This is a genomic window from Sphingomicrobium sp. (assembly GCA_036563485.1).
Classification (GTDB): domain Bacteria; phylum Pseudomonadota; class Alphaproteobacteria; order Sphingomonadales; family Sphingomonadaceae; genus Sphingomicrobium.
This window is the reverse complement of record DATCMI010000001.1, coordinates 825,136-849,288: the sequence shown is the minus strand read 5'-3', so window position 1 is coordinate 849,288 and position 24,153 is coordinate 825,136. Positions and strand designations below refer to the sequence as shown.

The window sequence follows — 24,153 nt, the reverse complement described above, 5'->3', positions numbered from 1 at the left end:
TTTACTCCGCCGCGACCGCTGTCGGTTGCGGCCGCTCCCTCTTGTTTTTCTTTTCGTCCATGCGTCGGAAGGTCGCGAGCGCCTGCCCGACGATCTGGTCCATATTGTAGTAGCGATAGGTCGCCAGCCGGCCAACGAAGGTCACGCCTTCGGTTTCGTCGGCGAGCGCCTCGTACTTCTTGAACAGCTCCTGATTCTCCGGGCGCGGAATCGGATAATAGGGATCCCCTTCCGCCGACGGATATTCGTAGGTGATCGTCGTCACCGACGATTCCTGGCCCGTCAGGTGCTTATACTCGCTGATGCGCGTGTAGGGCACGTCGGGCGACGGATAGTTGACCACCGCAACCGGTTGGAACTGCTCCTGCTCCAGCGTCTGGTGATCGAACTTCAGGCTCCGGTACGGCAGCTTGCCGAAGCGGAAATCGAAATATTCGTCGATCGGACCGGTGAAGATCAGGTGATCGTAATCGACCTGGTCCTTGACCTCGCGATAGTCCGTGCCGAGCCGCTTTTCGATGTTCGGATGGTCGAGCATGTTCTCGAACATCTTGGTGTAGCCCTCAAGCGGCATGGCCTGGAACTTGTCGCCGAAATAGCGGTCGTCGGTGTTGGTCCGGGTCGGGATGCGGCTGGTCACCTGCTTGTCGAGCTCGCTCGGGTCCAGGCCCCATTGCTTGCGCGTATAGCCCTGGAAGAACAGCTCGTAGAGCTCGCGGCCGACCGCGTTGATGACGACATCCTCGGACGTCTGGATGTCGTCGACCGGCTCGGCGCGCGACGCGAGATATTCCGCCGCTTCTTCGTCGGACTGCAGGTTCAGGCCGAACAGTTCGTTGAGCGTCGTCCGGTTGATCGGGATCGGCACCAGCTTGTCCCGGACGACCGCCCGCACCTTGTGCTCGTACGGGCGCCACTCCGTGAACTGCGACAGATATTCCCACACCTGTTCGCTGTTGGTGTGGAAGATGTGCGGTCCGTATTTGTGGTAGAGGATCCCGGCCGCGTCCGGCTCGTCATAGGCGTTGCCGCCGATGTGCGGCCGGCGATCGATGATGAGGACCTTCGCATCGTGCTGCGATGCCAGGCGCTCAGCAAGAACGGAGCCGGCGTAACCGGCTCCGACGATCAGATAATCGTAGCGGCTGGTGCCGCGTTCCTGGCTGCTCATTCCGCGGCCACCATCAGCGCGGGATTCGCCCCGCTGCGGATGCCGAGGACGTCGGCAATGAGGCCGCTCATGCGCGCCTGGGTGATGTCCCAGCTCTGCGAGGCGAGCAGCAGGTCGGCTTCGCCGAGCCAGCCGCTTTCCGGGTTCTTGGCGAGCACGAGCGCTTCTTCACAGGCCTGGACCCACTCGTCTGCGGTCGAGGCGATCTTCACGCCTTCAAGATGGCCGTAATGGCGGACCACGTCCTTGATCGGCGAGGAGACCACCGGGCGGCCGCCGGCGAGATATTCCGGCGTCTTAGTCGGGGAGATGAACTCCGTCGATTCGTTCATCGCGAACGGCATCAACGCCACATCCCAGCCAGACAAATAGCAAGGCAGCTGCTCGTAGGTCTTGCCGCCGAGATAATGGATGTTGCCGCGCTTCGGCAGGTCCTCGTCGCTGATCTTCACGATCGGCCCGACCATGACGAAGGACCAGTTCGGCCGCATCTGGGCGAGCTTGTCGAGCAGCTCGATATCGAAGCGCTCGTCGATGACTCCGTAGAAGCCGAGGCGCGGACGCGGCAGATCTTCTTGGTCCGCCGGGTCGAACGCCTTGGCGCGGGCCTTGGCGAAGTGGCAGCGGTCGACCGACGAGGGGAAGCAATGGACGCTGTGGTGGCGGCCCTTCTTCGCTTCATAGAGGCTCGACCCGCCGGTGAAGACCAGGTCGGCGCGGTCGATCAGCTCTTGCTCATAGCTGAGCAGATGTTCCGGCGCGAACTTGAACTTCGAAAGCTCGTCCATCGCGTCGTAGACGGTGACGTCCGGCGTGATGTGCTTCGAGAAGGGAAGCATCATCGGCGTGTAGTACCAGGCGACCAGCGAACCCTTCACGCAGGCCAGGTGGGCGTCGAGCAGGCGCTTCAGCGTCGCTTCGCGGGCGTCCTCCGGCATGCCTTCGGGGAGGTGGGGAACGGCGACGCGGACATTCTGCGCGTCCGCCGCCTCTCGGACCTGGAGGTAAGCGGTTTCGCCGCGGGCGATATCGACCGGCTCTTCCCAGAAGATGACGTTCATTTCGCGCGCAAAGCGGCTCATCAGGTGCTGCGGACGCTGGAACACGAAATTCCACCGCAAGTGCGAAAAGCACAGCAATGTTGTGGGTTCGGGATCCGGCGCCGAGGGCTCGGCTGCGTACTCCACTGGCACCCCGACGCGAGTCAGCATGTTTGTTCTTACCTCCTAATTGTGGCTTGCTGGCGGATGAACAATCCCGGAGGCATTCCGGTTCCGTAACCTTGATCGAGGTTAGGCAGGAATCGGGCGTTGTGCGGTGCAACAGCGCCCAACCGAGCGATTGACCCGATGAACGGCTCGTGGAAGAGCGGCCCGACAGGAGACAGGCCCTTGGCGACGACCATCGAAGAGCTTGAAAAGAGGCGTGAAGCGGCCCGCATGGGTGGCGGCGAGAAGCGCATCGCAGCGCAGCATTCGAAGGGCCGGCTGACGGCTCGCGAGCGGCTCAGCGTGCTTCTCGATCCCGGCAGCTTCGAAGAATATGACATGTTCGTGGAGCACAATTGCTCCGACTTCGGCATGGAGACGCAGAAGTTCCCGGGTGACGGGGTGGTCACCGGATCGGGGACGATCAACGGCCGACTCACCTATGTCTTCGCGCAGGATTTCACCGTCTTCGGCGGGTCGCTGTCGGAGCGCCACGCGCAGAAGATCTGCAAGATCATGGACATGGCGCTGAAGGTCGGTGCTCCGGTGATCGGCCTCAACGATTCAGGCGGCGCCCGCATCCAGGAGGGCGTCGCCAGCCTCGGCGGCTATGCCGAAGTGTTCCAACGCAACGTGCTTGCCAGCGGCGTCGTCCCGCAGATCAGCCTGATCATGGGCCCGTGCGCGGGCGGTGCGGTCTATTCACCGGCGATGACCGATTTCATCTTCATGGTGAAAGACAGCTCCTACATGTTCGTGACCGGCCCGGATGTCGTGAAGACGGTCACCAACGAAGTGGTCACGCAGGAGGAACTGGGCGGCGCGGTCACCCACACGACGAAGTCCGGCGTTGCCGACGTCGCCTTCGAGAACGACATCGACGCGCTGCTCGCGACGCGCGAATTCTTCGACTTCCTGCCGCTTTCCAACCGCCACGACCTGCCGGAGCGCCCGAGCGACGATCCTGTCGACCGGGTCGAGGAGAGCCTCGACACCCTGATCCCGCCGAGCGCGACGACGCCCTACGACATGCACGAGCTGATCCGGAAAGTCGCCGACGACGGCGACTTTTTCGAGCTGCAGCCGGCGCATGCGGCGAACATCATCATCGGCTTCATTCGCATCGAGGGCCGAACCGTGGGTGTCGTCGCTAACCAGCCGATGGTGCTCGCCGGCGTGCTCGACATTGCGTCGTCGAAGAAGGGGGCGCGCTTCGTGCGTTTTTGCGACGCGTTCGACATCCCGATCCTCACCTTCGTCGACGTTCCCGGCTTCCTGCCCGGCGTCGCGCAGGAGCATAACGGTATCATCAAGAACGGCGCCAAGCTGCTGTTCGCTTATGCCGAAGCCACTGTGCCGAAGATCACCGTGATCACGCGCAAGGCCTATGGCGGCGCCTATGACGTGATGGCGTCCAAGCATTTGCGCGGCGACTTGAACTATGCCTGGCCGACCGCCGAGATCGCCGTGATGGGCGCCAAGGGCGCGGTCGAGATCATCTTCCGCGGCCGGACGCCGGAAGAAATCGCGGAAAAGACACGCGAATATGAAGAACGCTTCGCCAATCCGTTCGTCGCCGCGAGCAAGGGCTTCATCGACGAGGTGATCATGCCGCATTCGACGCGCAAGCGGGTAGCGATGGGGCTGCGCAAGCTGCGCAACAAGCAGCTCGAAAACCCCTGGAAGAAGCACGACAACATCCCGCTGTGACCAGCTACACCGCCACCATCCGCTGGGCCCGCACCAGCGACGGCGACTTCGCCAAGGGACAGTATAGCCGCGCCCACGAATGGGCGTTCGACGGCGGCGTGACGCTGCCGGCGGGGCCGAGCCCGCACATCGTGCCCGAGCCGTGGGGCAACCCAGCCGGCGTCGACCCGGAGGAAGGGTTCGTCGCGTCTTTGTCGTCCTGCCACATGTTGTTCTTCGTCGACCTGGCGCGGCGGGACGGATGGGTGGTCGATACCTATGTCGACGAAGCGGAAGGGGTGCTGGAGAAGCGCGCCGACGGCAAGATGGCGATGACCAAAGTCACGCTCCGCCCGCGCGTCACTTGGGGCGGCGACAACCAGCCCGGCGAAGCCGCGATCGCCGACCTTCACCACCGGGCGCACGAAGCCTGCTTCATCGCCAATTCGGTAACCACGGACATTAGAATCGAATGCTGAGGCCGTTGCTTTGCAGCGCGCTTGCGCTCGCTTCGCTGGACTTGTCCGCGGCGGCGACGGGGCAGGCGCCGAGCCGCGCCTCGCCTGCTGCCGGCGAATGCTCCACCATCAGTCCGGTGGCGCAGCGCCGCTGCGTCGGCAGACGCGTAGAAACGAAGGACCGGCTGGTGCGGAACCTCTATCTGCAAGCACTGGCCTCGGTCCGCGCGGGCATGGCAAAATGGGGACGGCACGACAGCCGGCTCGACCCGCGCCACTTCGCCGAAGCGCATCGCGATTGGCTGCGCTTCATCGCCAGCAATTGCCGGGCGGTTGGGGCCATTGGCGGCGGCTCGAACAGCTTCGTCTCCGATCGCATAACTGATTGTTACGAGCGCGAATTGGACGAGCGCATCCAGCTGTACCGGCGGATCGCGGAAGGGACGTACGGAACATGAAGCTAGGCCGCCTGAACCACGTCGGTGTTGCGACGCCCTCGATCGAGCAGAGCCTCGACATGTACCGGATGATGTTCGGGGCCGAGCCGCATGGCGCGCCGTTCGACCTTCCGGCGCAGGGCGTGCGCGTCTGCTTCGTCGATGCGCCGAACAGCCAGATCGAGCTGATCGAGCCGCTTGGACCCGAAAGCCCGATCGCCAAGTTCCTGGAGAAGAACCCGCTGGGTGGACAGCATCACGTCTGCTTCGAGGTCGAGGACATCGAAGCCGCGCGCGGCGAGTTCGAAAGCAAGGGCGCGCGCATTCTCGGACCGACGCGCACCGGCGCCCACGGAACGCCGATCTTCTTCGTCCACCCGAAGGACATGGGCGGCGTCCTGACCGAGATCATGGAGACGCCGAAAGGCGCGCACTAAGCCCGATGTTCAGCGTCGGCCGCTTGATTATTGCCTCCACGGCGCTGCTCAGCGCGACGCCGGCGCTTGCCGGCCAGGATTCGCCTTACCTGCGCGCTCGGCCGACCTCAGCGGCGCAGCACTTGCCTGCGGGCGTCAGCGACATCGGCGGCACCGCAGTCGCTTATCGTCCGGCCGCGGCGAGCGGGCCGATGCCGCTGCTGGTCCTGCTTCACCCGGCAGGCGGCAACGGGCGCCGGTTCCTCGAGCAGTTCCGGCCGTTCGCCGACCGGATGGGCTTTATCATCCTCGCGCCGCAATCCTCCGCAAGCACTTGGGACGTGGCCCGGCGCAGGCACTTCGGCCCCGACGTGCAGCGGATCGACGCCGCGCTCGCGCAGCTTTTCGCCAGCACGCCGATCGATCGCAGCCGCATCGCCATTGGCGGTTTTTCGGATGGAGCCAGCTATGCGCTGTCGCTCGGGCTCGCCAATCCCCAACTGTTCCGCGGCGTCTTCGCGATGTCGCCGGGATTCGTCACCGAGGCAGGTCCATATGCCGGGCAGCGCGTGTTCGTTGCGCACGGCCGGCGTGACTCCGTGCTTCCCTTCACCTTCGCCGAGCGGGATCTCGTTTCGAAGCTCGATGGCGGCGGCGCGCGCGTGCGGTTCAAGCCGTTCGAAGGCGGGCATGAAGTGGATGAAGCGAGCCTGCAGGAAGGGCTTCGCTTCACGCTGGGGCTCAGGTGAGGCTGGAAGCGCCTGCCGCCGCGCGCTAGGGCAGCGCCCGTGACCGACAAGCCTTCAGACTGGAAAAAGCTCGCGGAGAAGGAATCGCGGGGCAAGGACCTGACCCGGGAAACGGTCGAAGGCATTCGCCTCGCCAACGTCTATGGACCTGAAGACGCGGAAGGGATCGACAGCGGCTATCCCGGCGTCGCGCCGTTCACCCGCGGCCCTTACGCGACCATGTACGCCGGGCGGCCGTGGACCATCCGCCAATATGCGGGCTTCTCGACCGCCGAAGAATCCAACGCTTTCTACCGCCGCAACCTCGCCGCCGGGCAGAAGGGGCTGAGCGTCGCCTTCGATCTCGCGACCCACCGCGGGTACGACAGCGACAATCCGCGCGTCGCGGGCGACGTCGGAATGGCGGGCGTTGCGATCGACACGGCCGAGGACATGAAGCTGCTGTTCGACGGCATTCCGCTCGACCAGATGAGCGTCAGCATGACCATGAACGGCGCGGTGTTGCCGGTCATGGCTTTCTTTATCGTCGCTGGAGAAGAACAGGGCGTCGATCATGCGAAGCTAACCGGCACGATCCAGAACGACATCCTCAAAGAGTTCGCCGTTCGCAACACCTACATCTACCCGCCCGAGCCGAGCATGCGGATCGTCAGCGACGTGATCGCCTACACGTCGCGCGAAATGCCGAAGTTCAATTCGATCTCGATCAGCGGCTATCACATGCACGAGGCCGGAGCGACGGCGGTGCAGGAGCTCGCCTACACGCTTGCCGACGGCATGGAATATGTTCGCGCGGCGATGGCCCAAGGGCTCGAGATCGACGCATTCGCCGGCCGCCTCAGCTTCTTCTGGGGCATCGGCATGAACCTGTTCATGGAGGTGGCGAAGCTGCGCGCCGGGCGCACGCTCTGGCACCGGATCATGACCGATCTTGGCGCGCAGAAGGACGAGTCCAAGCGGCTGCGGACGCACTGCCAGACATCCGGCGTGTCACTGACCGAGCAGGACCCGTACAACAACATCGTCCGCACCACGATCGAGGCGCTCGCCGCAGTGCTCGGCGGGACGCAGTCGCTGCACACCAACAGCTTCGATGAAGCAATCGCGCTGCCGACCGATTTCAGCGCGCGCATCGCTCGAAACACGCAGCTGATCCTGGCGGAGGAAAGCGGCGTCACCGCCGTCGCCGATCCGCTTGGCGGAAGCTGGTATGTCGAGAAGCTGACCCGCGAACTGGAGGAGCGCGCCTGGGCGCTGATTCAGGAAGTCGAGGCGCATGGCGGGATGACCAAGGCCGTCGCAGAAGGCTTGCCCAAGCGCCGGATCGAGGAAGCGGCCGCCGCGCGCGCGGCCAAGGTCGACACGGGCGAGACGGTGATCGTCGGCGTCAACCGCTACCGGCTGGAGAACGAGCCGGAGGTCGATATCCTCGAAGTCGACAATGCAGAGGTTCGCGCGGGCCAGATTGCGCGGATCGAACAGGTCCGCGCGAGCCGCGATGAGGCCACATTGCGCGCAGCACTGGACGCGCTGGAGCAAGGCGCGCGGGGCAGCGACAACCTGCTGGCGCTCAGCGTCGAAGCGGCGCGTGCGCGGGCGACGCTGGGCGAGATTTCCGACGCGCTCGAAAAGGCGTTCGGCCGTTACGGCACCAAGCCCGAGCCGGTGCGCGGCATCTACGGCGCGGCGCGGCGGGACGGCCGGTGGAAAGCGGCGGAGCAAGGGACCCGCAGCGTCGCCGACAGGCTCGGACGCAAGCCGCGCATCATGGTCGCCAAGATGGGCCAGGACGGCCATGATCGCGGCGCCAATCTAGTCTCCTCGGCGTTCGCCGACCTCGGCTTCGAAGTGATCGCCGGGCCGCTGTTCCAGACCCCGCGTGAAAGCGCGCAGATGGCGATCGACAATGACGTCGACGTGGTCGGCGCCTCGTCGCTGGCTGCAGGGCACCGGACGCTGATCCCTGAGCTGATCGACGCCCTGCGCGACATGGGCCGAGCGGACATCAAGGTGGTGGCGGGCGGCGTCATCCCGGCGCAGGATTATGCGCTGCTTCGCCAGGCCGGGGTGCAGGCGATCTTCGGCCCCGGCACCAACCTGGCCGATGCCGCCGATGAAGTGCTGCGCCTGCTCGGCCATAACCGCCCGCCGCCGGGCGAGGAGCTGGACGAGGCCGCAGAATGATCGAGCAGAGCGACGAGACGCTCTATCCGGCGGAGCAGGCCGCGCCGGCGCAATATGGCGAAGCGCTCCTCTACGACCTGTCGAAATTCCTGACGACGCTTGGCATTCTCGCGCTTGGCGGTGTGCTGACGCTCAGCGAGGGCGTGAACTTGGCCGACGTGAAGCTCGGCAACATTGTCATGGTTACCGTCGCGCTCGGCACGTCGGCAGCGATCGGTGCCTTGACGGCAACCATCATCGCAATCGCTCGCTACAAGGGCGAACCTCTTCCGAGGTCGTTGGATCGCTGGCTGCTCGCCGGTGTCGGGCTGCTCAGCATGGGTGTCGGCATGTTCGCTTATATGTGGATGGACAAACTCAATTGATTACATTGCCCGCAGCCCTGATCGCCGCCGCCCTGGCAAGTGCTTCGCCGCCCTTGCCGCAGCCCGTCGGCCCTCCCGAACCGATCGTGCTCGGCTCTTCGTTCACATTGTCCTCCAAGCCGCTTGGCGAGAACCGGACGGTGAACGTCGTCCTTCCCCCTGCTTACGGGAAGGATCCTGCGAAGCGCTATCCCGTGCTCTACCTGCTGGACGGCGGGGTCGATCAGGACCTGCTGAACATTGCCGCGGTCGCGCAGAATGGCGGGCTCTGGGGTCGCTCGGCGGACGCGATCATCGTCGGCATCGCGACCAAGGATCGTCGCAAGGAGCTGACCGGGCCGACCAGCGACCCCGAGCTCCTGAAGAAATATCCGACCGCCGGTTCGTCGGCGGCGTTTCGCGCCTTCATTCGCGATGAAGTGAAGCCGTTCGTGGAGCGGTCGTACCGCACCAATGGACGCGACGCAGTTGTCGGGGAGTCGCTCGCCGGCCTTTTCATCGTCGAGACGTACATGACGGAGCCAGGCTTGTTCGACACTTATGGCGCGATCGACCCAAGCTTGTGGTGGGACAAGGAAAAGCTTTCGAAGACGGCAGGGAAGATCGGCGCGGCGCAGAAGGCTCATCCGCTCTACCTGGCGATCGCCAAGGAACAGGCGGAAGAACCAGCGGCAGTGAACCGTATCCTGGCGCGCGTCCCGGCAGCCAAGGAATCGCTGTGCTTCAACAAGCGCGCGGACCTGACGCACGCGACGATCTACCAGCAGCTGGCGCCCCAGATGTTGCAATTTCTCCTCCCAGCCGCTGAACCGGCACCGCCCGAGTTCGGCTTTGAGGTTCCATGTTCTCCAAGATTCTGATCGCCAATCGCGGCGAAATTGCCTGCCGCGTCATCCGCACTGCCAAGCGCATGGGGATCAAGACGGTGGCCGTCTATTCGGACGCTGACGCGCGTGCGCCCCACGTGCGCATGGCCGACGAGGCGGTGCGACTCGGTCCCCCGCCGGCGAGCGAAAGCTACCTGAAGGCCGAGCTGATCATCGACGCCTGCAAGGCGACGGGCGCCGAAGCGGTTCACCCCGGTTACGGATTCCTGTCGGAGCGGACGAGCTTCGCCCAAGCGCTGGAAGAAGCGGGCATCGCCTTTATCGGCCCGCCGCCAAACGCCATTGCGGCGATGGGCGACAAGATCGAATCCAAGAAGCTCGCGAAGGAAGCGGGCGTCAATGTCGTCCCGGGCTATCTCGGCGACATCGCGACCACCGACGAAGCCGTGAAGATCGCGACGGACATCGGCTTTCCGGTGATGATGAAGGCGTCGGCGGGCGGTGGCGGCAAGGGCATGCGCCTCGCTTATTCCGAACAGGACGTCCGCGAAGGCTTCGAGGCGACGAAGCGCGAGGGCCTCAACAGCTTCGGCGACGACCGCGTCTTCATCGAGAAGTTCATCGAGCAGCCGCGCCACATCGAAATCCAGGTGCTCGGCGACAAGCACGGCAACATCCTTTACCTCGGCGAACGCGAATGCTCGATCCAGCGCCGCCACCAGAAGGTGGTCGAGGAAGCGCCGTCGCCGTTCGTCACGCCGGAGATGCGCCAGGCGATGGGCCAGCAGGCCGTCGCGCTTGCCAGGGCCGTCGGCTATTATTCGGCTGGGACCGTCGAGCTGATCGTCTCCGGCGCGGATACGACGGGACAGAGCTTCTACTTCCTCGAGATGAACACGCGGCTCCAGGTCGAGCATCCGGTGACGGAGGAAGTAACGGGCCTCGACCTCGTCGAGCAGATGATCCGCGTGGCGGCCGGCGAGAAGCTGGCGCTCACGCAGGACGATGTGAAGCTGAACGGCTGGGCGGTGGAAACGCGCGTCTATGCCGAGGACCCGTACCGCAGCTTCCTGCCGAGCACTGGGCGGCTGGTGCGTTACCGGCCATCGATCGAGAAGCGTGATGAGGATCGCGTGGTGCGCGTCGACGACGGCGTGTTCGAGGGCGGCGAAGTCAGCATGTTCTACGACCCGATGATCGCCAAGCTGGTGACCTGGGCGCCGACGCGCGAAGGCGCGATCGACGCGCAGGCCGACGCCCTCGACCAGTTCGTGATCGACGGCATCAGCGACAATGTCGATTTCCTCTCCGCGCTGATGCAGCATCCGCGTTACCGATCGGGCGAAATCACCACCGGCTTCATCGCCGAAGAATATCCCGAAGGGTTCGAAGGCGCTCCGGCCGACGAGCAGCTGGTCGGCGACCTGGCGGTGATCGCCGGCATGGCGTCGGTGATCAGCGACGAGCGCGCCTGCGAGATCAGCGATCAACTCGGGGCGGCGCCGCAGATGCCTTGCGAGCGCGTCGTCAAGGTCGGCGGGCAAGAGCATCGCGTGCGCATCAAGCCCTACAAGGGCGGCACGCTGGCGGTGCTCGACGGGCAGGGGCCGATCGACATCGTCGGGCGTTGGGCGCCGGGACAGCGGCTGCTTGCCGTCACCATCGACGGGCGCGAGCGCACGGTGCAGGTGCGGCGCGCGGGCCGCGGCTGGGAGCTTCAGACGCGCGGCGCGAGCCACAAGGTTCAGGTGCTTCAGCCGCACGTCGCCGAGCTGTCGCACCACATGATCGAAAAGCCGGCGCCGGACTTGTCGCGGCTGTTGCTTGCGCCGATGCCGGGGCTGCTGACCAAGCTCGACGTCGCAGTGGGCGACAAGGTCGAGCCGGGGCAGCCGATCGCCGTGATGGAAGCGATGAAGATGGAGAACATCCTTCGCGCGCCAAAGGCAGCGACGGTCAAGGCGACACCCGCGAAGGCGGGGGACAGCCTGGCGGTCGACCAGGTGATCGTCGAGTTCGAATAGCCGCTCGTCGAAAAGTCTCGACCGACGCCAAGGTCCGCTTGCGCCTTCATGGGCGGCGATTAAGGTCTTCACTGAAAACTGATTTTCTGGAGAGTTCACGCTGATGCGCCACATGAGCACGCTTGCCTTGCTTGCCGCCGCGACCGTCCTGACGCCGCCCGCATTCGCCCAGACCCAGGCGCCGGCAGCGCCGATCTCCACGCTGGTGAAGCAGGTGTCGATCCCGCACACGAGCTTCAAGCTGGCTAACGGGCTGACCGTCATCGTCCATGAGGACCACAAGGCGCCGGTCGCCGCGCTCAGCGTCTGGTACAATGTCGGTGCGAAGGACGAGCCCAAGGGCAAGACCGGCTTCGCCCATCTGTTCGAACATCTGATGTTCAACGGCACCGAGAACCTCCCGGGCGACTATTTCGAATATCTGCAGCAGATCGGCGCGACCGATTACAACGGCACCACCAACAGCGACCGCACCAATTATTTCCAGACCTTCCCTGCCGCCGCGCTCGAGCGCGTGATGTTCATGGAAAGCGACCGGATGGGCCACCTGCTCGGCGCGGTGACGCAGGGCGTGCTCGATAACCAGCGCAGCGTCGTCCAGAACGAAAAGCGCCAAGGCGACAGCAGCCCCGGCGGCCTCGTCAAATATGCGATGTACGGGAACCTGTTTCCCGAAGGGCACCCCTACCACCACACGACCATCGGCTCGATGGAAGACCTCGACGCCGCGAGCCTCGCCGACGTCAAAAAGTGGTTTCACGACAAATATGGCCCGAACAATGCGGTGGTCGTCGTCGCCGGCGACGTGACGCCGGCGGAAGTGCGGCGTCTCGCCGAGAAGCATTTCGGCTCGATCCCGCGCGGCCCGGTGAACAATCCAGCCACGGCGTCCGTGCCGACGCTGGCGAAGGCCAAGTCGATCGACATGAAGGACCAGGTTGCGACGGTTCAGATCCAGCGCTACTGGGCCGTGCCGGGCCTGCTGTCGAAGGACCTTGCGGCGCTCGACATCGGTGCGTCGGTGCTCGGCGGCCTGTCCAGCTCGCGCCTCGACAATTTGCTGGTGCGCGACGAGCAACTCGCGGTCGGCGTGGTGTCGCAACTGATTCCATACCACCGCGTCGGCATCTTCACCGTGACGGCGTCGGTGAAGCCGGGCGTGGATCCGGCCATCGTGGCGAAGCGCCTCGACGAGATTGTTGCCGACTATGTCGCCAAAGGCCCGACCACCGATGAGGTGCAGCGGGCGGTCATGAGCGAGGTCTCCGGGCGCATCCGCGGGCTCGAGCAGGTCGGCGGTTTTGGCGGCAAGGCCGTGTCGCTTGCGGAGGGCCAGACCTACGCCAAGGACAGCAACTTCTATAAAAAGACGCTGGCGTCCTACGCGGCAATCACGCCGGCGGCAGTGCGCAGCGCGATGCAGCAGTGGCTCAAGCGTCCGGCGCTCACCATTCGCCTGCTTCCCGGCGAGCGCGAAGCCTATTCGGAGGCGAAAGCGGTTGCCAAGCCGCCGCAGGCCAAGTCGGAAGGCTCCGTCAAAGGCAATCGCCAGATCCCGCCCGTCGGCCAGACGGCGGCGCTCGACTTCCCCGACATCGTCCATGCGCGCCTGTCGAACGGGATCGCCATCGATTATGCGCAGCGCACCGCCGTTCCAGTGACCCAGGTCGCGCTTGCGTTCGACGCCGGCGGTTCGGCCGAAGCGCCGCAGCAGCGCGGCCTTTCGGCGATGGTCATGGACCTGATGGACGAAGGCACAACGCGCCTGACGGCGCAGGCGTTCGCCGAGGCCCAGGAGCGGCTTGGCGCGAATGTCAGCACCGGCAATGGCGCCGACCGCGCCTATGTCTCCGTCAACGCATTGTCGCCGAACCTCGCACCGTCGCTCGACCTGCTTCGCGATACTTTGATGGACCCGGCGTTCCGCGCCGAGGACATTGAGCGGATCCGCAACCAGCGGCTGACCGCTATCGCGCAGATCCGGAAGAACCCGCAGCAGGTCGCCGGGCGCGTCGTGCCGCTGGTCCTTTATGGCAAGGACCATCCCTATGCCTCGCCGGCAGGGGGCGACCCTGAAGCGACGGCGAAGTTCACCCGCGATGACCTGATCGGGTTCAAACAACGCTGGATGCGGCCCGACAATGTGAAGATCTTCGTCGTCTCGGATCGCCCGCTGGCGGAAATCCAGCCGCTGCTCGAGGCGCGCTTCGGCACTTGGGCGGCACCGGCTGGACCGAAGCCGGTGAAGAACTTCATCGCGCCGCCGCCGCGCCCGTCGGCGCCGCGGATCCTGCTGGTGAACCGTTCGGGAGCGCCGCAGTCGACGATCGTCGGTGCGCAGCTGCTGCCGATCGATCCGAAGGGCGACATCATCCCGTTCGACACGGCGAACGACGTACTCGGCGGCACCTTCCTGTCGCGGCTCAACATGAGCCTGCGCGAGGAAAAGGGTTGGTCCTATGGCGTCAACGGCGGCCAGAACGTGCTGCTGCACGCGGTGCCGTACACGGTCTCCGCGCCCGTCCAGGCGGACCGCACCGGCGATGCCATCGCCGAGCTGAACAGCCAGATCGTTGCATTCCTGAGCAACAAGGGCGTGACCCAGGCGGAGCTCGAGCGGACGGTCGCCAACAATGTCAGCGGCCTGCCAGGTCAATTCGAGACCTCCGGCGCGGTGCTCAACGCAATGATGAACATCGACATGCTCGGACGGCCCGACAATTATTATGAGACGCTTCCCGCGAAGTATCGCGCGCAGACCGCCGCCTCGCTCGACCAGGCGGCGCGAGCAGTGCTCGATCCGAAGGGCTTCACCTGGGTCGTGGTCGGCGACGAAGCGAAGATCCGGCCCCAGCTGGAAAAGCTCGGCATGCCGATCGAAACGGTCGAGGTGCCCTAAAGCTCGACGCGGGTGACGTGGCCCATCTTGCGGCCGGGGCTTGGCGCGCCCTTGCCGTAGAGGTGGACGTGGTTCTGCGGATCGGCGACGAGGTCGCGCCACCGGTTCACGTCGTCGCCGATGAGGTTGTCCATCACCGCGCGGCTGCCGGCGAGGGCCGTCGATCCCGGCGGCAGGCCGCAGATCGCGCGGATGTGCTGTTCGAACTGCGACGTGACGGCGCCTTCGATGGTCCAGTGACCGCTGTTGTGGACGCGCGGCGCAATCTCGTTGACCATCGGACCGTCCCGGCCCGCGAAGAACTCGACGGTCAGGACGCCGATATGGCCGAGCTGTTCAGCGATCGCGACTGCGGCTTGCTGCGCTGCCCGGAGCTGCGCGGCGACCGCTCCGCTGCACGGAACCGTCGAGCGCCGAAGAATGCCGTCGCGATGCTCGTTCTCCGCCGAGTCCCACACAGCGTGGCAGCCATCAGCCCAACGAGCGACAATGACTGAAAATTCCGCGGCGAAGTCGACGCCGGCTTCGGCGACCGCGGGTTCTTCGCGGATCGACGTCCACGCCTCTTCGATGTCGGCTGCGGCGCGGACCCAGGCCTGTCCCTTGCCGTCATAGCCGTAGCGGCGGGTTTTCAGGACGACCGGCGTTCCGAGCGATTCAACGGCGGCGCGCACGTCGTCCAGCGACGACACAGCGCGCCACGGAGCTACGCGCGCGCCGCATTGCTCGATGAACTCTTTTTCTCGCGCTCGGTCCTGAGCGATGGCCAGCGATTTCGTGCCCGGATGCAGTTTGTCGCGCAGAACTTCGAGCGGCCCGACGGGTAGATTTTCGAACTCGTATGTGGCGACATCGACCTGGTCGGCGAAGCTGCGCAGCGCATCGACATCGTCGTAAGCCGCGCGAGTGAAATGCGCCGACACCTGCGCGGCCGGGCTGTTCTCATTCGGATCGAGGATATGGCACTTGTAACCGAGCTGCGCCGCGGCGGCGCTGAGCATGCGGCCGAGCTGGCCGCCCCCGATTATGCCGATCGTCGATCCCGGTTCGATCACGGCGGGCTCAGCGCAGGCATTCCGGCGCTTCGGCTACCGAGCCGGTCTGCTCTTCGCGCCACGCTTCCAGCCGCGTCGCCAGTGCTTCGTCGCTGGTCGCGAGCATCGCGGCGGCGAGCAGGGCGGCGTTGACGGCGCCGGCCTTCCCAATGGCGAGCGTGCCGACGGGCACCCCTGCGGGCATCTGCACGATCGACAGCAGGCTATCCATGCCCTTGAGCGCCTGGCTTTCGACCGGGACGCCGAGGACAGGCAGCGCGGTCATCGAGGCCGTCATGCCGGGCAAATGCGCGGCCCCACCGGCGCCGGCGATGACGATCTTGAGGCCTCGGTCCTTGGCGCCATGGGCATAATCGTAAAGCCGCTTGGGTGTGCGGTGGGCCGACACGACCTTGGTCTCGTGCGCGATCCCCAGCTGGTCGAGCGTGTCGGCGGCGTGGCGCATGGTTTCCCAATCCGACGTGCTGCCCATGATGATGCCGACCAGGGGCGCACCTTCAACCGTTGGCCCACCTACAACCGATGGCATTGTCCCGCCTTGAACCAGTGTAATCGAGGCGGCTGCCTTAAGGTGCCGATTCCGGCTAGGCAATCGATGCGTGGCCGCGGCGACTCAGCCGACAGTGTCGACCCGGCCAAGGGACTGCATTTCAAAGGCTTCGGAATCACGCTATGGACCGCGCACAGACAGGGGCAAGGCTCGGGGGCAATGTCTGAGCAGGGTAGCGATGCCGCGGATGTAGAGCGGCTGATCAGCGAGATTGACGCGCTGCGTGGGCGCGTTGCTCAGCTGCAGGAACGCATTGAGCAGCTCGACGAGCTTGCCCATCAGGATACCCTTATCAAGCTTCCCAATCGGCGCGGATTCATGCGCGAGCTCGAGCGGTTGATCGCCCGCGTCCAGCGCCACGACAGTTCGGCGGCGATGTTGTTCGTCGACCTCGATGGCCTCAAGATGATCAACGACACGTTCGGGCACCGCGCCGGCGACGAAGCGCTGATCCAGGTCGCGCGACTGCTAAGCCAGGGCGTGCGCCACAGCGATTTCGTCGCGCGGATCGGCGGCGACGAATTCGGGATCCTGCTGGAAAATGCGGACGAGGCGAGCGCTCACGAAACCGCGACGCGGCTGGGCGACCAAATCTGCAGCTGCGAATTCAGCCATGACGGCGACGGCCTGCCGCTCAGCGTCGCGATCGGCGTCGCCATGATCGACGGGGAGGAAAGCCCCGAAGAAGTGATGGATCGCGCCGACGAGGAAATGTACCGCCGCAAAGCCGCGGCTTAGACCGGCTCATTCCGCGCCGAGGAAGTAGCGGCGTTCGACCGACAAGTCGTCGCTGAGCTCGTAAACGATCGGCTTGCCCGTCGGGATTTCCAGGCTGACGATGTCTTCGTCGCTGATGTTCGACAGATATTTGATGATGCCGCGCAAGGAATTGCCGTGGGCGGCGACGATCACGCGCTTGCCGCTCTTCAGCGCCGGGGCGATCTCCGCTTCGTAATAAGGGACGGCACGCGCGATCGTGTCCTTGAGGCTTTCCGTGTTCGGCACTTCGATCCCGGCGTAGCGGCGGTCGCGACTGACATCGCATTCGCTCCCGCTCTCAAGCGGCGGCGGGGGAATGTCGTACGACCGGCGCCAGATCTTGACCTGCTCGGCCCCGACCTTGTCGATCATCTCCTGCTTGTTGAGGCCGGTCAGTCCGCCATAGTGGCGCTCGTTGAGGCGCCAGTCTTTTGTCACCGGCAGCCACAAGCGATCCATTTCGTGCAGCGCCAAATGCAGCGTGCGGATGGCGCGGGTGAGGACGCTGGTGAAGCAGCAGTCGAAATCAAAGCCCCTGTCGCGGAGCAGCCGACCAGCGGCCCGCGCTTCGGCGACGCCGGTGTCGGTCAGGTCGACGTCCCACCAGCCGGTGAAACGATTTTCCAGATTCCACTGCGACTGGCCGTGCCGCAGGAGCACCAAGGTCGGCATCAGGCGTCGACCTGCTCGCGCTTGGCGGTGCCGCGCTCGGCCGTTGCTTTCTTGAGCTCCGGAAGGATCGCGTGGAGCGCGTCCATGCAGGCATAGGCAAGATATTTCGACCGCTGCGGCGACCAGCCATAGACTTCGTCGGGCAAGTCGAAATTGTCTTTGAACGGCATCTCGAGGGTCATCGACACGCAGCCGAAGCGTTCCGCCAGCTGGGTCGTCGACATGCTCATATTCGCTTCGCCGGGCCTTGCGACTTCATAGCCCTGCTGGCGCTGGAAATCGGGGCACAGCCGCTCGAGCGTTTCGCCGAACAGGTTGAACAGGTTCTGCTGGCGCTCGGTGATCGACGGAATGCCTTCGAACCCGGCGAGGAAGTTGGCCGGAATCGCCTCGTCGCCGTGGACATCCATCGCGAAATCGACGCCCGTCTCGTCCATCGCATTGCGCACGCACAGGACCTCGGGGCTCTTGTCGGCAGAGGGCGCATGCCATTCGCGGTTGAGGTTGGTGCCGACCGCATTGGTGCGCAGGTGCCCGCGACGCGACCCGTCGGGATTCATGTTGGGAACGACGCGGAACGTGCACTCGCGGCGCAACACGCGGGCGACGGGATCGTCCTCGTCCGTTAGCTTCTCGAGCGCCCCTTCCATCCACCATTCGGCCATGCTCTCGCCGGGGTGCTGGCGAGCATAGAGCCAGACGTTCAGCGGCCCCTCGCCGATTTCCAGGCAATCGATGTCCTGGCCGTCCAAGCTCTTGCCCAGCGACCGATAGTCGACGCCGTCCAGCGCGGCCGTCTGCGTCACCAGCTCATGGTGTCGCTCCATCGAATAGGGTGCGAAGTAGGCGACCCAGACAATATCCGTGGGCATGGTGAAGCGCATCGTCAGTGCGCCGTCGGCATAGCTTGTGTCCTCAACCCGGAACCACTCCTCGCGGTCGAAGCTCATCACACCTTTGTAGTCGGGCCAGCCGTTCGGATAGGCGGAGTCGGCGCAGTTGGTGATCTTCAGCGTCACGTCCTGGCCCGCCTCGCCGGCGACGCGGAAGTAGAACCACTGGTAGAAGTCGCTCATGTGATCCTTGACGATTTCCAGCTCGGCGCTGTCGTCACTTTGGCTGACGACGCGGATGTTGCCGGCGTCGAACGAAGAGGAAATCACAAGGGCCATGCGCTGCTACTCGGGTCTGGTGGGATTTGCGGCGCGTGATAGCCGAAATCGTCTGACCCGCAACCTTGGCAGGGACGGCGCGTCTGGCTACCGCGGCGCCCCATGAGCAAAGTCCCAGTCCTCGTCACCGGCGGTGCCGGCTATATCGGCAGCCACGCGGTTCTCGCCCTCCGCGATGCGGGGTGGACGGTCGCGGTGATCGACGATTTGTCCAATGGGTCGCGCCGCGTGGTGCCGGACGGGGTCCCATTCTACGAAGGCAATATCGCCGATCGCGCGCTGACGCGGAGAATCTTCGCCGAGCAAGGGATCGGCGCGATCATGCATTTCGCGGGGTCGATCGTGGTCCCCGAATCCGTCGAGAACCCGCTCAAATATTATGAGAACAACACACTCGCTTCCCACGCGCTGATCAGCGCAGCGGTCGAAGCCGGCGTGAAGCACATCCTCTTCTCGTCGACCGCTGCGACCTATGGCGAGCCGGAGACGGTGCCGATCCAGGAGGACGATCCTCAGGAGCCGATCAACCCCTACGGCTGGTCGAAGCTGATGACCGAGCGGATGCTGGCCGACGCATCGGCGGCGCACCCGTTCAATTATGGCGCGCTCCGTTACTTCAACGTGGCGGGCGCCGATCCCCAGGGCCGCACCGGGCAGATCGGCAAGGGCGCGACCCACCTGATCAAGGTCGCGGCCGAAGTCGCTACGGGCAAGCGCGAGCAGATCGCCGTCTACGGGACCGACTATCCGACGCGCGACGGGACGTGCATTCGCGATTACATCCACGTCAGCGACCTGGCCGCTGCGCACGTCGCCGCACTGCAATGGCTCGCCGAGCACCCGGGCGAAAATCTCGCGATGAACTGCGGCTACGGCAAAGGCTTGTCAGTCCTGGAGGTGCTGGACGCGATCGACCGGCACACCAATCAGCCGATCAAGCGGGTGATGGAAGGTCGCCGCGCCGGCGATCCGCCGGAACTCGTCGCCGGCAACGCCCGGCTGCTGCAGACGCTCGACTGGCGCCCGGCCTATAACGATATCGACCGGATCGTCGGCGATGCCCTGGCTTGGGAACGCAAGCTTGCGGACATGCAGCAGGGCTGAACTTGACTTGAGCCCACCCTCTCTCTAGGTGGGCCGCCGGTCCTTCAGGGGACCAATCCGACAACTTGAACAGTAGAGACGAGCAGGCGCCCGGCCATGAAGATTCGCAATTCGCTTAAGTCGCTGAAGTCGCGCCACCGGGACTGCCGTGTCATCCGTCGCCGCGGCCGCACCTACGTCATCAACAAGACGAACCGCCGCTTTAAAGCGAGGCAAGGCTAAGCTCCGGGGGAGCTTAGGCTCCCGAGCTCGCCAGGGCTAAGCCCCGCGCGCGGCAATTGCGCCGCGCCGTTCCGATCCCCACATTTGAGAAGCGCCGGGACGCATCCGGCGCGGGGCGAATCGCGTAAGCGCCGGTTCACCTGTCATGGGGTAGAAGGGACCATGAGGAGTCGTATGATGATGAAGTTCGCCACCAAAGCGCTGCTTGCAGGCGCGATCGCGTTCGGCGCGACGGCGGCTACTGCGGCGACCATGGACCAGCCGGCGCACACGCCGAAGGGCTGGAACTACGAAATCAAGGACGGAAAGCGCGTGCCCAAGAGCAATCGCGTGACCAACCCGGACGGAAGCTGGCGCGAAGAGGTCAAGCAAGGCAATTGCGTGACCATTCGCGAGAAGAGTGCGGCTGGCGAGTATAAGGAAACTCGCCAGTGCAATCCCGGCTAAGCACCTGATTGCTTAGGCTGGCGGGCGCCATCGCCCGCCGGCGCGTCTTCTCCAATCACAAAGCTTCCAGCCGGCCGCTTCTTGATGTCGCAGGGCGGCAGTCCGCTTTTCACCACATCCTTGCACTCGCGCACCTGAGCGCCGCCGTCCGGCCCGGCGAACACCGCCCAGTCGCGGGTGGCGCCATTCTCATACTCGCAGCGGGCGACCCATTGGTCGAGGTTCTTCCAGGTTCCGACATAGCCGCCATCGGTGACTCGCCGGCAATTGTAACCAGCGTCGTAGATCGCGCGCTTGAGCCCGATGCCGAGATTGTAGGCATCGAGCTGATGGAGCCTCTGCTGTTCGGCGCTGACGACCCGAATCGGTTTTGTTTTCTGCGCGGGCTCGTTGCACGCAGTGATCATTGCGCAACCGAGCATGATGGCGATGGGCCTGCTGATCATCGGATCCTCCTCATTGCGAATAACGGATGCGGACGCGTCCGGCTGCAGACTTCGCGCGCGCGACCGCTTCTTCGGCATTGGTGCCGCGCGCCAGGGCGACACCCATGCGCCGGTTCTTGAGCGTGCTCGGCTTGGCGAAGATCCTGAGGTCGACCGGGTTTGCAGGGGCGCCAAGCGCCAGCGCTTCGGCGAGACCCTCGAACCCGAACTCCTCGCACTCGCGGTCGGCGAGGATCACCGCGGAGGCCGATGGCGCCGCGAATTCGATGCCTGGGATGGGCAGGCCGAGGACGGCCCGCAGGTGCAGCTCGAACTGATTGGGGAATTGCGAGATCAACGTCACCATGCCGGTGTCGTGCGGGCGCGGGCTTAGCTCGGAAAAGATGGCCTGGTCGCCGCGGATGAAGAATTCGACCCCGAAGATGCCGTGGCCGCCGAGCGCTTCGACCACCTTGCGCGCCTGGAACCGTGCGGACTGGAGCGCCTCCCGCGGGATCGCGGCGGGCTGCCAGCTTTCCCGATAGTCTCCGGCCTCCTGATGGTGCCCGATCGGCGCGCAGAAGATGACGCCGTCCTTCGTGGAGACGGTGAGCAAAGTGATCTCGCTGTCGAAGGCGATGAATTCCTCGACGATGACGCGCGGGCGGTCACCGCGCATCTTCTCCACCGCATAGTCCCAGGCTTTTCCGAGCTCATCGGCGTTGCCGGCGGTGCTCTGGCCCTTGCCCGAGCTCGACATCACCGGCTTCACCACGCACGGGAAGCCCACCGCCGTGCCCGCGGCGATCGCGTCCTCGCGGCTTTCGGCGAATCGATAGGTGGACGTCACGAGGCCGAGCTCGTTGGCGGCGAAGTCGCGGATGCCGTCGCGGTTCATCGTCAGCTGGACAGCCTTGGCCGAAGGCGCGACGCGCCATCCTTCACCCTCGAGTTCGGCGAGCGTGGCGGTGTCGATCGCCTCGATCTCCGGGATGATCACGTCCGGCCTGTGCTTTTCGACCGCCGCGCGGAGCGCTTTCCCGTCGAGCATTGGGAAGACTTCGCAGGCGTCGGCCATCTGCATCGCCGGCGCATTCGCGTAGCGATCGCATGCGACCACGCGGCATCCGAGCCGCTTGGCCGCAATCGTGAACTCGCGGCCGAGCTCGCCGGAGCCCAGCAGCATCAAGGTGGCGGTGAACATGGGCAGGCCTTAGCCGCCGGCCTGCGATTGCCCAATAGCGGCCTATTGCTATCTGCGCAGCGACAAGGAAGGGTATGCTCCGCACTAGGGGGAGCCGTTCATGCGCGTCTTATTCGCGGCCGTCGCCATTCTTGCACTTGCCGGCGCGGCCCCGCCGCCGCCAGCGGCAGTCCGCTCGCCGAGCGATGCGGTGAAAGCAGCGTCGCCGAACGACTGGATGGAAATCTCCGCTTCGGACCTCCTGGTCATGAACCTGGCAGGCGGCAAGCGCGTGGTCATCCAGCTCGCTCCCCAATTCGCGCCCGTGCACGTCGCGAACATCCGTACGATGGCCAGGAGCGGCTATTGGGCGAAAGCGACCATCTACCGCGTCGTCGACAATTGGGTCACGCAATGGGGCCTGGGCGAAGACGAGGATGAGAGCAAAACCATCACCCCGCTGCCCAAGGGGGCTGTCGCACGGCCGCCCGAGGAATATCAGCGCAGCGCCGCGGGCTTGACCCTGATGCCGATGGGGTCGGTCGATCCTTATTCGGCAATGGCGGCTTATGCCGACGGCTGGCCAGTGGCGATGCAGGTCGGGGGAACCGTCAACCCGACCTATTGCTACGGCGCCGTCGGCGTGGCGCGCGACGCCGCGCCGGATACCGGCAATGGCAATGAGCTATTCGCCGTCATCGGCAGCACTGCCCGGCGCCTCGACCGCAATTATGCGCTGGTCGGCAGGGTGGTCGACGGGATGGAAAACTTGTCCGCTCTTCCTCGGGGAACTGCGGAGATGGGCGTCTATGCGAAGGATCAGGCGCCGACGGTCATTACGGGCGTGCATGTCGCAGCCGACATGCCGGCCGCTACCCGGCCTCGCTTTGAGTATCTGAAGACCGGTTCGCCGGCGTTCGCGGACTATGTCCAGCTGGCCTCGCATCGGTCTGATTATGGAACGCCGTCGCCGGGCGCGGCCCTTTGTGCGGTGCCGGTGCCGGTCAGGAAGAAGGCCTGAGCCTCAGGCAGCCCAGTCGCGAAGCTCGCGATTCTTGTGCTGGATGACGACCGGTCCATTGTGGGACCGCATGCTTGCTTCGGCGAGCGGCAGCGCTGTCGAGCAGAAGGCGCATTCGGCCGATACGCGGCCGATCAGCCACTGGGTCCGGCCGCAGCCGGGGCAGTGGTTCACTTCATGCTCGCGGTAGACGGCGTGGTAGCCGCGCTCTTCCGGTTTCCAGGCGTCGCCGAACAACATGGCCATAAGAGGACCTTCCTTTCCCGCTGCTAACGGTCCGGGGCGGCTGCGGTTTCAGACACTTAAACAGGTTGCGGTTTTTCGCGCCGGGCGCGGGACGAACGGTGACGGCGTTGGCAGGCTTAGCGGGCGAGTCCGTCCAGCGAGATCGGCTCGGCGAACTCCGCGCCGATTTTGCCGGCGGCGGTCCATTTGATGACCGCATTGGCGCGGTCGCGGCCCGGCAGCATCAGCCACACGCGAGCGCCGACTTCGAAAGCGCCGTCGGCGGCCGCCATGAATCCGTTTTCCGAGATGTTGAGCACCTTGGCCTCGACGCCGCTGGTGCCGAGCTCGCGCATCTTGGCGTCGAGTTCGACCGGTACGCGCCATGACAGCCGGCGCTCGGCAGAGTCCTCGGCGATACGCGCCCTGATACTCACGAAACTCATCTCCAAGGCTTCAGTCAGGCTTGCCGAAGGAGAGGCCGATCCGCCCGTCCTTGACCCAGCGCACCTGTGACGAGACGAGTCCGCGGTCAAGAAGCTGCAGCAGCAGCCGCTCGCCGATGTTCGGGACATGCGGGAAGATGACCATCGCGCCGGAGCGGGACACGTTGACGAGGCGGACGACGTGCTTGCGGCCGCGGAACTCGAGAACGGCAGTGCTCGATTCGGCCAGGTGGCGCGGTTCGTCGCGCTCGTCGATCGTCCTCGCCGCCGAACGCGGGATCATGCCGCCGTCGAGAAAGAACCCGGTCGCCACTTCCACTACTCCCAATACAGCAAGAGCAGCTTAGCCATGTCCGCTTAAGGATTGGTTTGCGATGAGCCGAGCCGGATTGGCTGCAACTGTTGCGCGCAGTCTCTGGCGGCGCCCGGCGGCGCATAGTATGGG

General features: G+C 65.0%; 26 protein-coding genes. 15 read left to right on the top strand and 11 right to left on the bottom strand.

Features of this window, described 5'->3' with window-relative positions:
* Position 1 precedes the first annotated feature (1 nt).
* Together glf and VIL42_04440 are read right to left on the bottom strand one after the other, a co-directional pair.
* Entirely contained in the window at positions 2-1,171 is a 1,170-nt protein-coding gene (gene glf / locus VIL42_04445) for a UDP-galactopyranose mutase (protein ID HEY8592099.1), read from the bottom strand.
* On the bottom strand, positions 1,168-2,382 hold the full coding sequence (locus tag VIL42_04440) for a glycosyltransferase family 1 protein (protein ID HEY8592098.1): 1,215 nt from the start codon (positions 2,380-2,382) through the stop codon (positions 1,168-1,170). The genes glf and VIL42_04440 overlap by 4 nt, the downstream gene beginning before the upstream one ends.
* Before the next feature lie 180 nt (positions 2,383-2,562).
* On the opposite strand from VIL42_04440, the gene VIL42_04435 reads away from it, so the two are divergent.
* The 10 genes from VIL42_04435 to VIL42_04390 all read left to right on the top strand — a co-directional run bounded on the left by VIL42_04435 (position 2,563) and on the right by VIL42_04390 (position 14,427).
* A complete protein-coding gene (locus tag VIL42_04435) occupies positions 2,563-4,089 on the top strand; it encodes an acyl-CoA carboxylase subunit beta (protein HEY8592097.1) in 1,527 nt (508 codons plus the stop codon).
* Positions 4,086-4,547: an OsmC family protein gene (locus VIL42_04430; protein HEY8592096.1), complete on the top strand. Its 462-nt coding sequence runs from the start codon at positions 4,086-4,088 to the stop codon at positions 4,545-4,547. The genes VIL42_04435 and VIL42_04430 overlap by 4 nt, the downstream gene beginning before the upstream one ends.
* A complete protein-coding gene (locus VIL42_04425) occupies positions 4,541-4,984 on the top strand; it encodes a hypothetical protein (protein HEY8592095.1) in 444 nt (147 codons plus the stop codon). The genes VIL42_04430 and VIL42_04425 overlap by 7 nt, the downstream gene beginning before the upstream one ends.
* Entirely contained in the window at positions 4,981-5,400 is a 420-nt protein-coding gene (gene mce / locus VIL42_04420; protein ID HEY8592094.1) for a methylmalonyl-CoA epimerase, read from the top strand. Before VIL42_04425 ends, mce begins: the two co-directional genes overlap by 4 nt.
* A 23-nt stretch (positions 5,401-5,423) precedes the next feature.
* Positions 5,424-6,128 carry a hypothetical protein gene (locus tag VIL42_04415; GenBank protein HEY8592093.1) on the top strand — a complete coding sequence of 235 codons (705 nt, stop codon included), beginning with the start codon at positions 5,424-5,426 and terminating at the stop codon, positions 6,126-6,128.
* A gap of 39 nt (positions 6,129-6,167) precedes the next feature.
* Complete coding sequence (gene scpA / locus VIL42_04410; protein ID HEY8592092.1) at positions 6,168-8,312, top strand: methylmalonyl-CoA mutase; 2,145 nt, start codon at positions 6,168-6,170, stop codon at positions 8,310-8,312.
* Entirely contained in the window at positions 8,309-8,677 is a 369-nt protein-coding gene (locus VIL42_04405; protein ID HEY8592091.1) for a hypothetical protein, read from the top strand. The genes scpA and VIL42_04405 overlap by 4 nt, the downstream gene beginning before the upstream one ends.
* Entirely contained in the window at positions 8,674-9,537 is an 864-nt protein-coding gene (locus tag VIL42_04400) for an alpha/beta hydrolase-fold protein (GenBank protein ID HEY8592090.1), read from the top strand. Before VIL42_04405 ends, VIL42_04400 begins: the two co-directional genes overlap by 4 nt.
* Positions 9,519-11,528 (top strand): acetyl/propionyl/methylcrotonyl-CoA carboxylase subunit alpha, encoded by a 2,010-nt coding sequence (locus tag VIL42_04395; GenBank protein ID HEY8592089.1) that lies wholly within the window; start codon positions 9,519-9,521, stop codon positions 11,526-11,528. The genes VIL42_04400 and VIL42_04395 overlap by 19 nt, the downstream gene beginning before the upstream one ends.
* 112 nt (positions 11,529-11,640) lie before the next feature.
* Positions 11,641-14,427 (top strand): pitrilysin family protein, encoded by a 2,787-nt coding sequence (locus VIL42_04390; GenBank protein HEY8592088.1) that lies wholly within the window; start codon positions 11,641-11,643, stop codon positions 14,425-14,427.
* Here the strand turns inward: VIL42_04390 and VIL42_04385 are convergent.
* Together VIL42_04385 and purE are read right to left on the bottom strand one after the other, a co-directional pair.
* Positions 14,424-15,482: a 5-(carboxyamino)imidazole ribonucleotide synthase gene (locus VIL42_04385; GenBank protein HEY8592087.1), complete on the bottom strand. Its 1,059-nt coding sequence runs from the start codon at positions 15,480-15,482 to the stop codon at positions 14,424-14,426. The genes VIL42_04390 and VIL42_04385 overlap by 4 nt on opposite strands.
* A 7-nt stretch (positions 15,483-15,489) precedes the next feature.
* The gene (purE, locus tag VIL42_04380) at positions 15,490-16,011 is read right to left on the bottom strand and encodes a 5-(carboxyamino)imidazole ribonucleotide mutase (protein HEY8592086.1); all 522 of its coding nucleotides are present in this window, start codon (positions 16,009-16,011) and stop codon (positions 15,490-15,492) included.
* Between the two features lie 180 nt (positions 16,012-16,191).
* On the opposite strand from purE, the gene VIL42_04375 reads away from it, so the two are divergent.
* On the top strand, positions 16,192-16,770 hold the full coding sequence (locus VIL42_04375) for a GGDEF domain-containing protein (GenBank protein HEY8592085.1): 579 nt from the start codon (positions 16,192-16,194) through the stop codon (positions 16,768-16,770).
* A 6-nt stretch (positions 16,771-16,776) separates the two neighbouring features.
* Here the strand turns inward: VIL42_04375 and gpmA are convergent, their stop codons facing one another.
* Both gpmA and VIL42_04365 read right to left on the bottom strand, forming a co-directional pair.
* Positions 16,777-17,463: a 2,3-diphosphoglycerate-dependent phosphoglycerate mutase gene (gene gpmA / locus VIL42_04370; protein HEY8592084.1), complete on the bottom strand. Its 687-nt coding sequence runs from the start codon at positions 17,461-17,463 to the stop codon at positions 16,777-16,779.
* On the bottom strand, positions 17,463-18,635 hold the full coding sequence (locus VIL42_04365; protein ID HEY8592083.1) for a M14-type cytosolic carboxypeptidase: 1,173 nt from the start codon (positions 18,633-18,635) through the stop codon (positions 17,463-17,465). The genes gpmA and VIL42_04365 overlap by 1 nt, the downstream gene beginning before the upstream one ends.
* A 102-nt stretch (positions 18,636-18,737) precedes the next feature.
* Here VIL42_04365 and galE point away from each other — a divergent pair, with 102 nt between their 5' ends.
* The 3 genes from galE (at position 18,738) to VIL42_04350 (ending at position 20,408) form a co-directional block, all read left to right on the top strand.
* Positions 18,738-19,739 (top strand): UDP-glucose 4-epimerase GalE, encoded by a 1,002-nt coding sequence (galE, locus tag VIL42_04360; GenBank protein HEY8592082.1) that lies wholly within the window; start codon positions 18,738-18,740, stop codon positions 19,737-19,739.
* Between the two features lie 96 nt (positions 19,740-19,835).
* Entirely contained in the window at positions 19,836-19,961 is a 126-nt protein-coding gene (gene ykgO / locus VIL42_04355) for a type B 50S ribosomal protein L36 (protein ID HEY8592081.1), read from the top strand.
* Positions 19,962-20,138: 177 nt separating this feature from the next.
* Positions 20,139-20,408 (top strand): hypothetical protein, encoded by a 270-nt coding sequence (locus VIL42_04350; GenBank protein HEY8592080.1) that lies wholly within the window; start codon positions 20,139-20,141, stop codon positions 20,406-20,408.
* On the opposite strand, the gene VIL42_04345 is transcribed toward VIL42_04350, so the two are convergent.
* Positions 20,405-20,854, bottom strand: coding sequence for a hypothetical protein (locus tag VIL42_04345; protein ID HEY8592079.1), 450 nt, complete (start codon positions 20,852-20,854; stop codon positions 20,405-20,407). The two genes, VIL42_04350 and VIL42_04345, sit on opposite strands and share 4 nt — an antisense overlap.
* A 10-nt stretch (positions 20,855-20,864) precedes the next feature.
* Complete coding sequence (purT, locus tag VIL42_04340; protein HEY8592078.1) at positions 20,865-22,037, bottom strand: formate-dependent phosphoribosylglycinamide formyltransferase; 1,173 nt, start codon at positions 22,035-22,037, stop codon at positions 20,865-20,867.
* Between the two features lie 100 nt (positions 22,038-22,137).
* On the opposite strand from purT, the gene VIL42_04335 reads away from it, so the two are divergent.
* Positions 22,138-23,037 carry a peptidylprolyl isomerase gene (locus VIL42_04335; protein HEY8592077.1) on the top strand — a complete coding sequence of 300 codons (900 nt, stop codon included), beginning with the start codon at positions 22,138-22,140 and terminating at the stop codon, positions 23,035-23,037.
* Positions 23,038-23,040: 3 nt separating this feature from the next.
* Here the strand turns inward: VIL42_04335 and VIL42_04330 are convergent, their stop codons facing one another.
* From VIL42_04330 to VIL42_04320, 3 genes are all read right to left on the bottom strand, one after another.
* Positions 23,041-23,283, bottom strand: a complete 243-nt coding sequence (locus VIL42_04330) for a hypothetical protein (protein ID HEY8592076.1) — start codon at positions 23,281-23,283, stop codon at positions 23,041-23,043.
* 116 nt (positions 23,284-23,399) lie between these two features.
* The gene (locus VIL42_04325) at positions 23,400-23,699 is read right to left on the bottom strand and encodes a PilZ domain-containing protein (GenBank protein ID HEY8592075.1); all 300 of its coding nucleotides are present in this window, start codon (positions 23,697-23,699) and stop codon (positions 23,400-23,402) included.
* A gap of 19 nt (positions 23,700-23,718) precedes the next feature.
* A complete protein-coding gene (locus tag VIL42_04320) occupies positions 23,719-24,021 on the bottom strand; it encodes a PilZ domain-containing protein (GenBank protein HEY8592074.1) in 303 nt (100 codons plus the stop codon).
* Between the last annotated feature and the right edge of the window lie 132 nt (positions 24,022-24,153).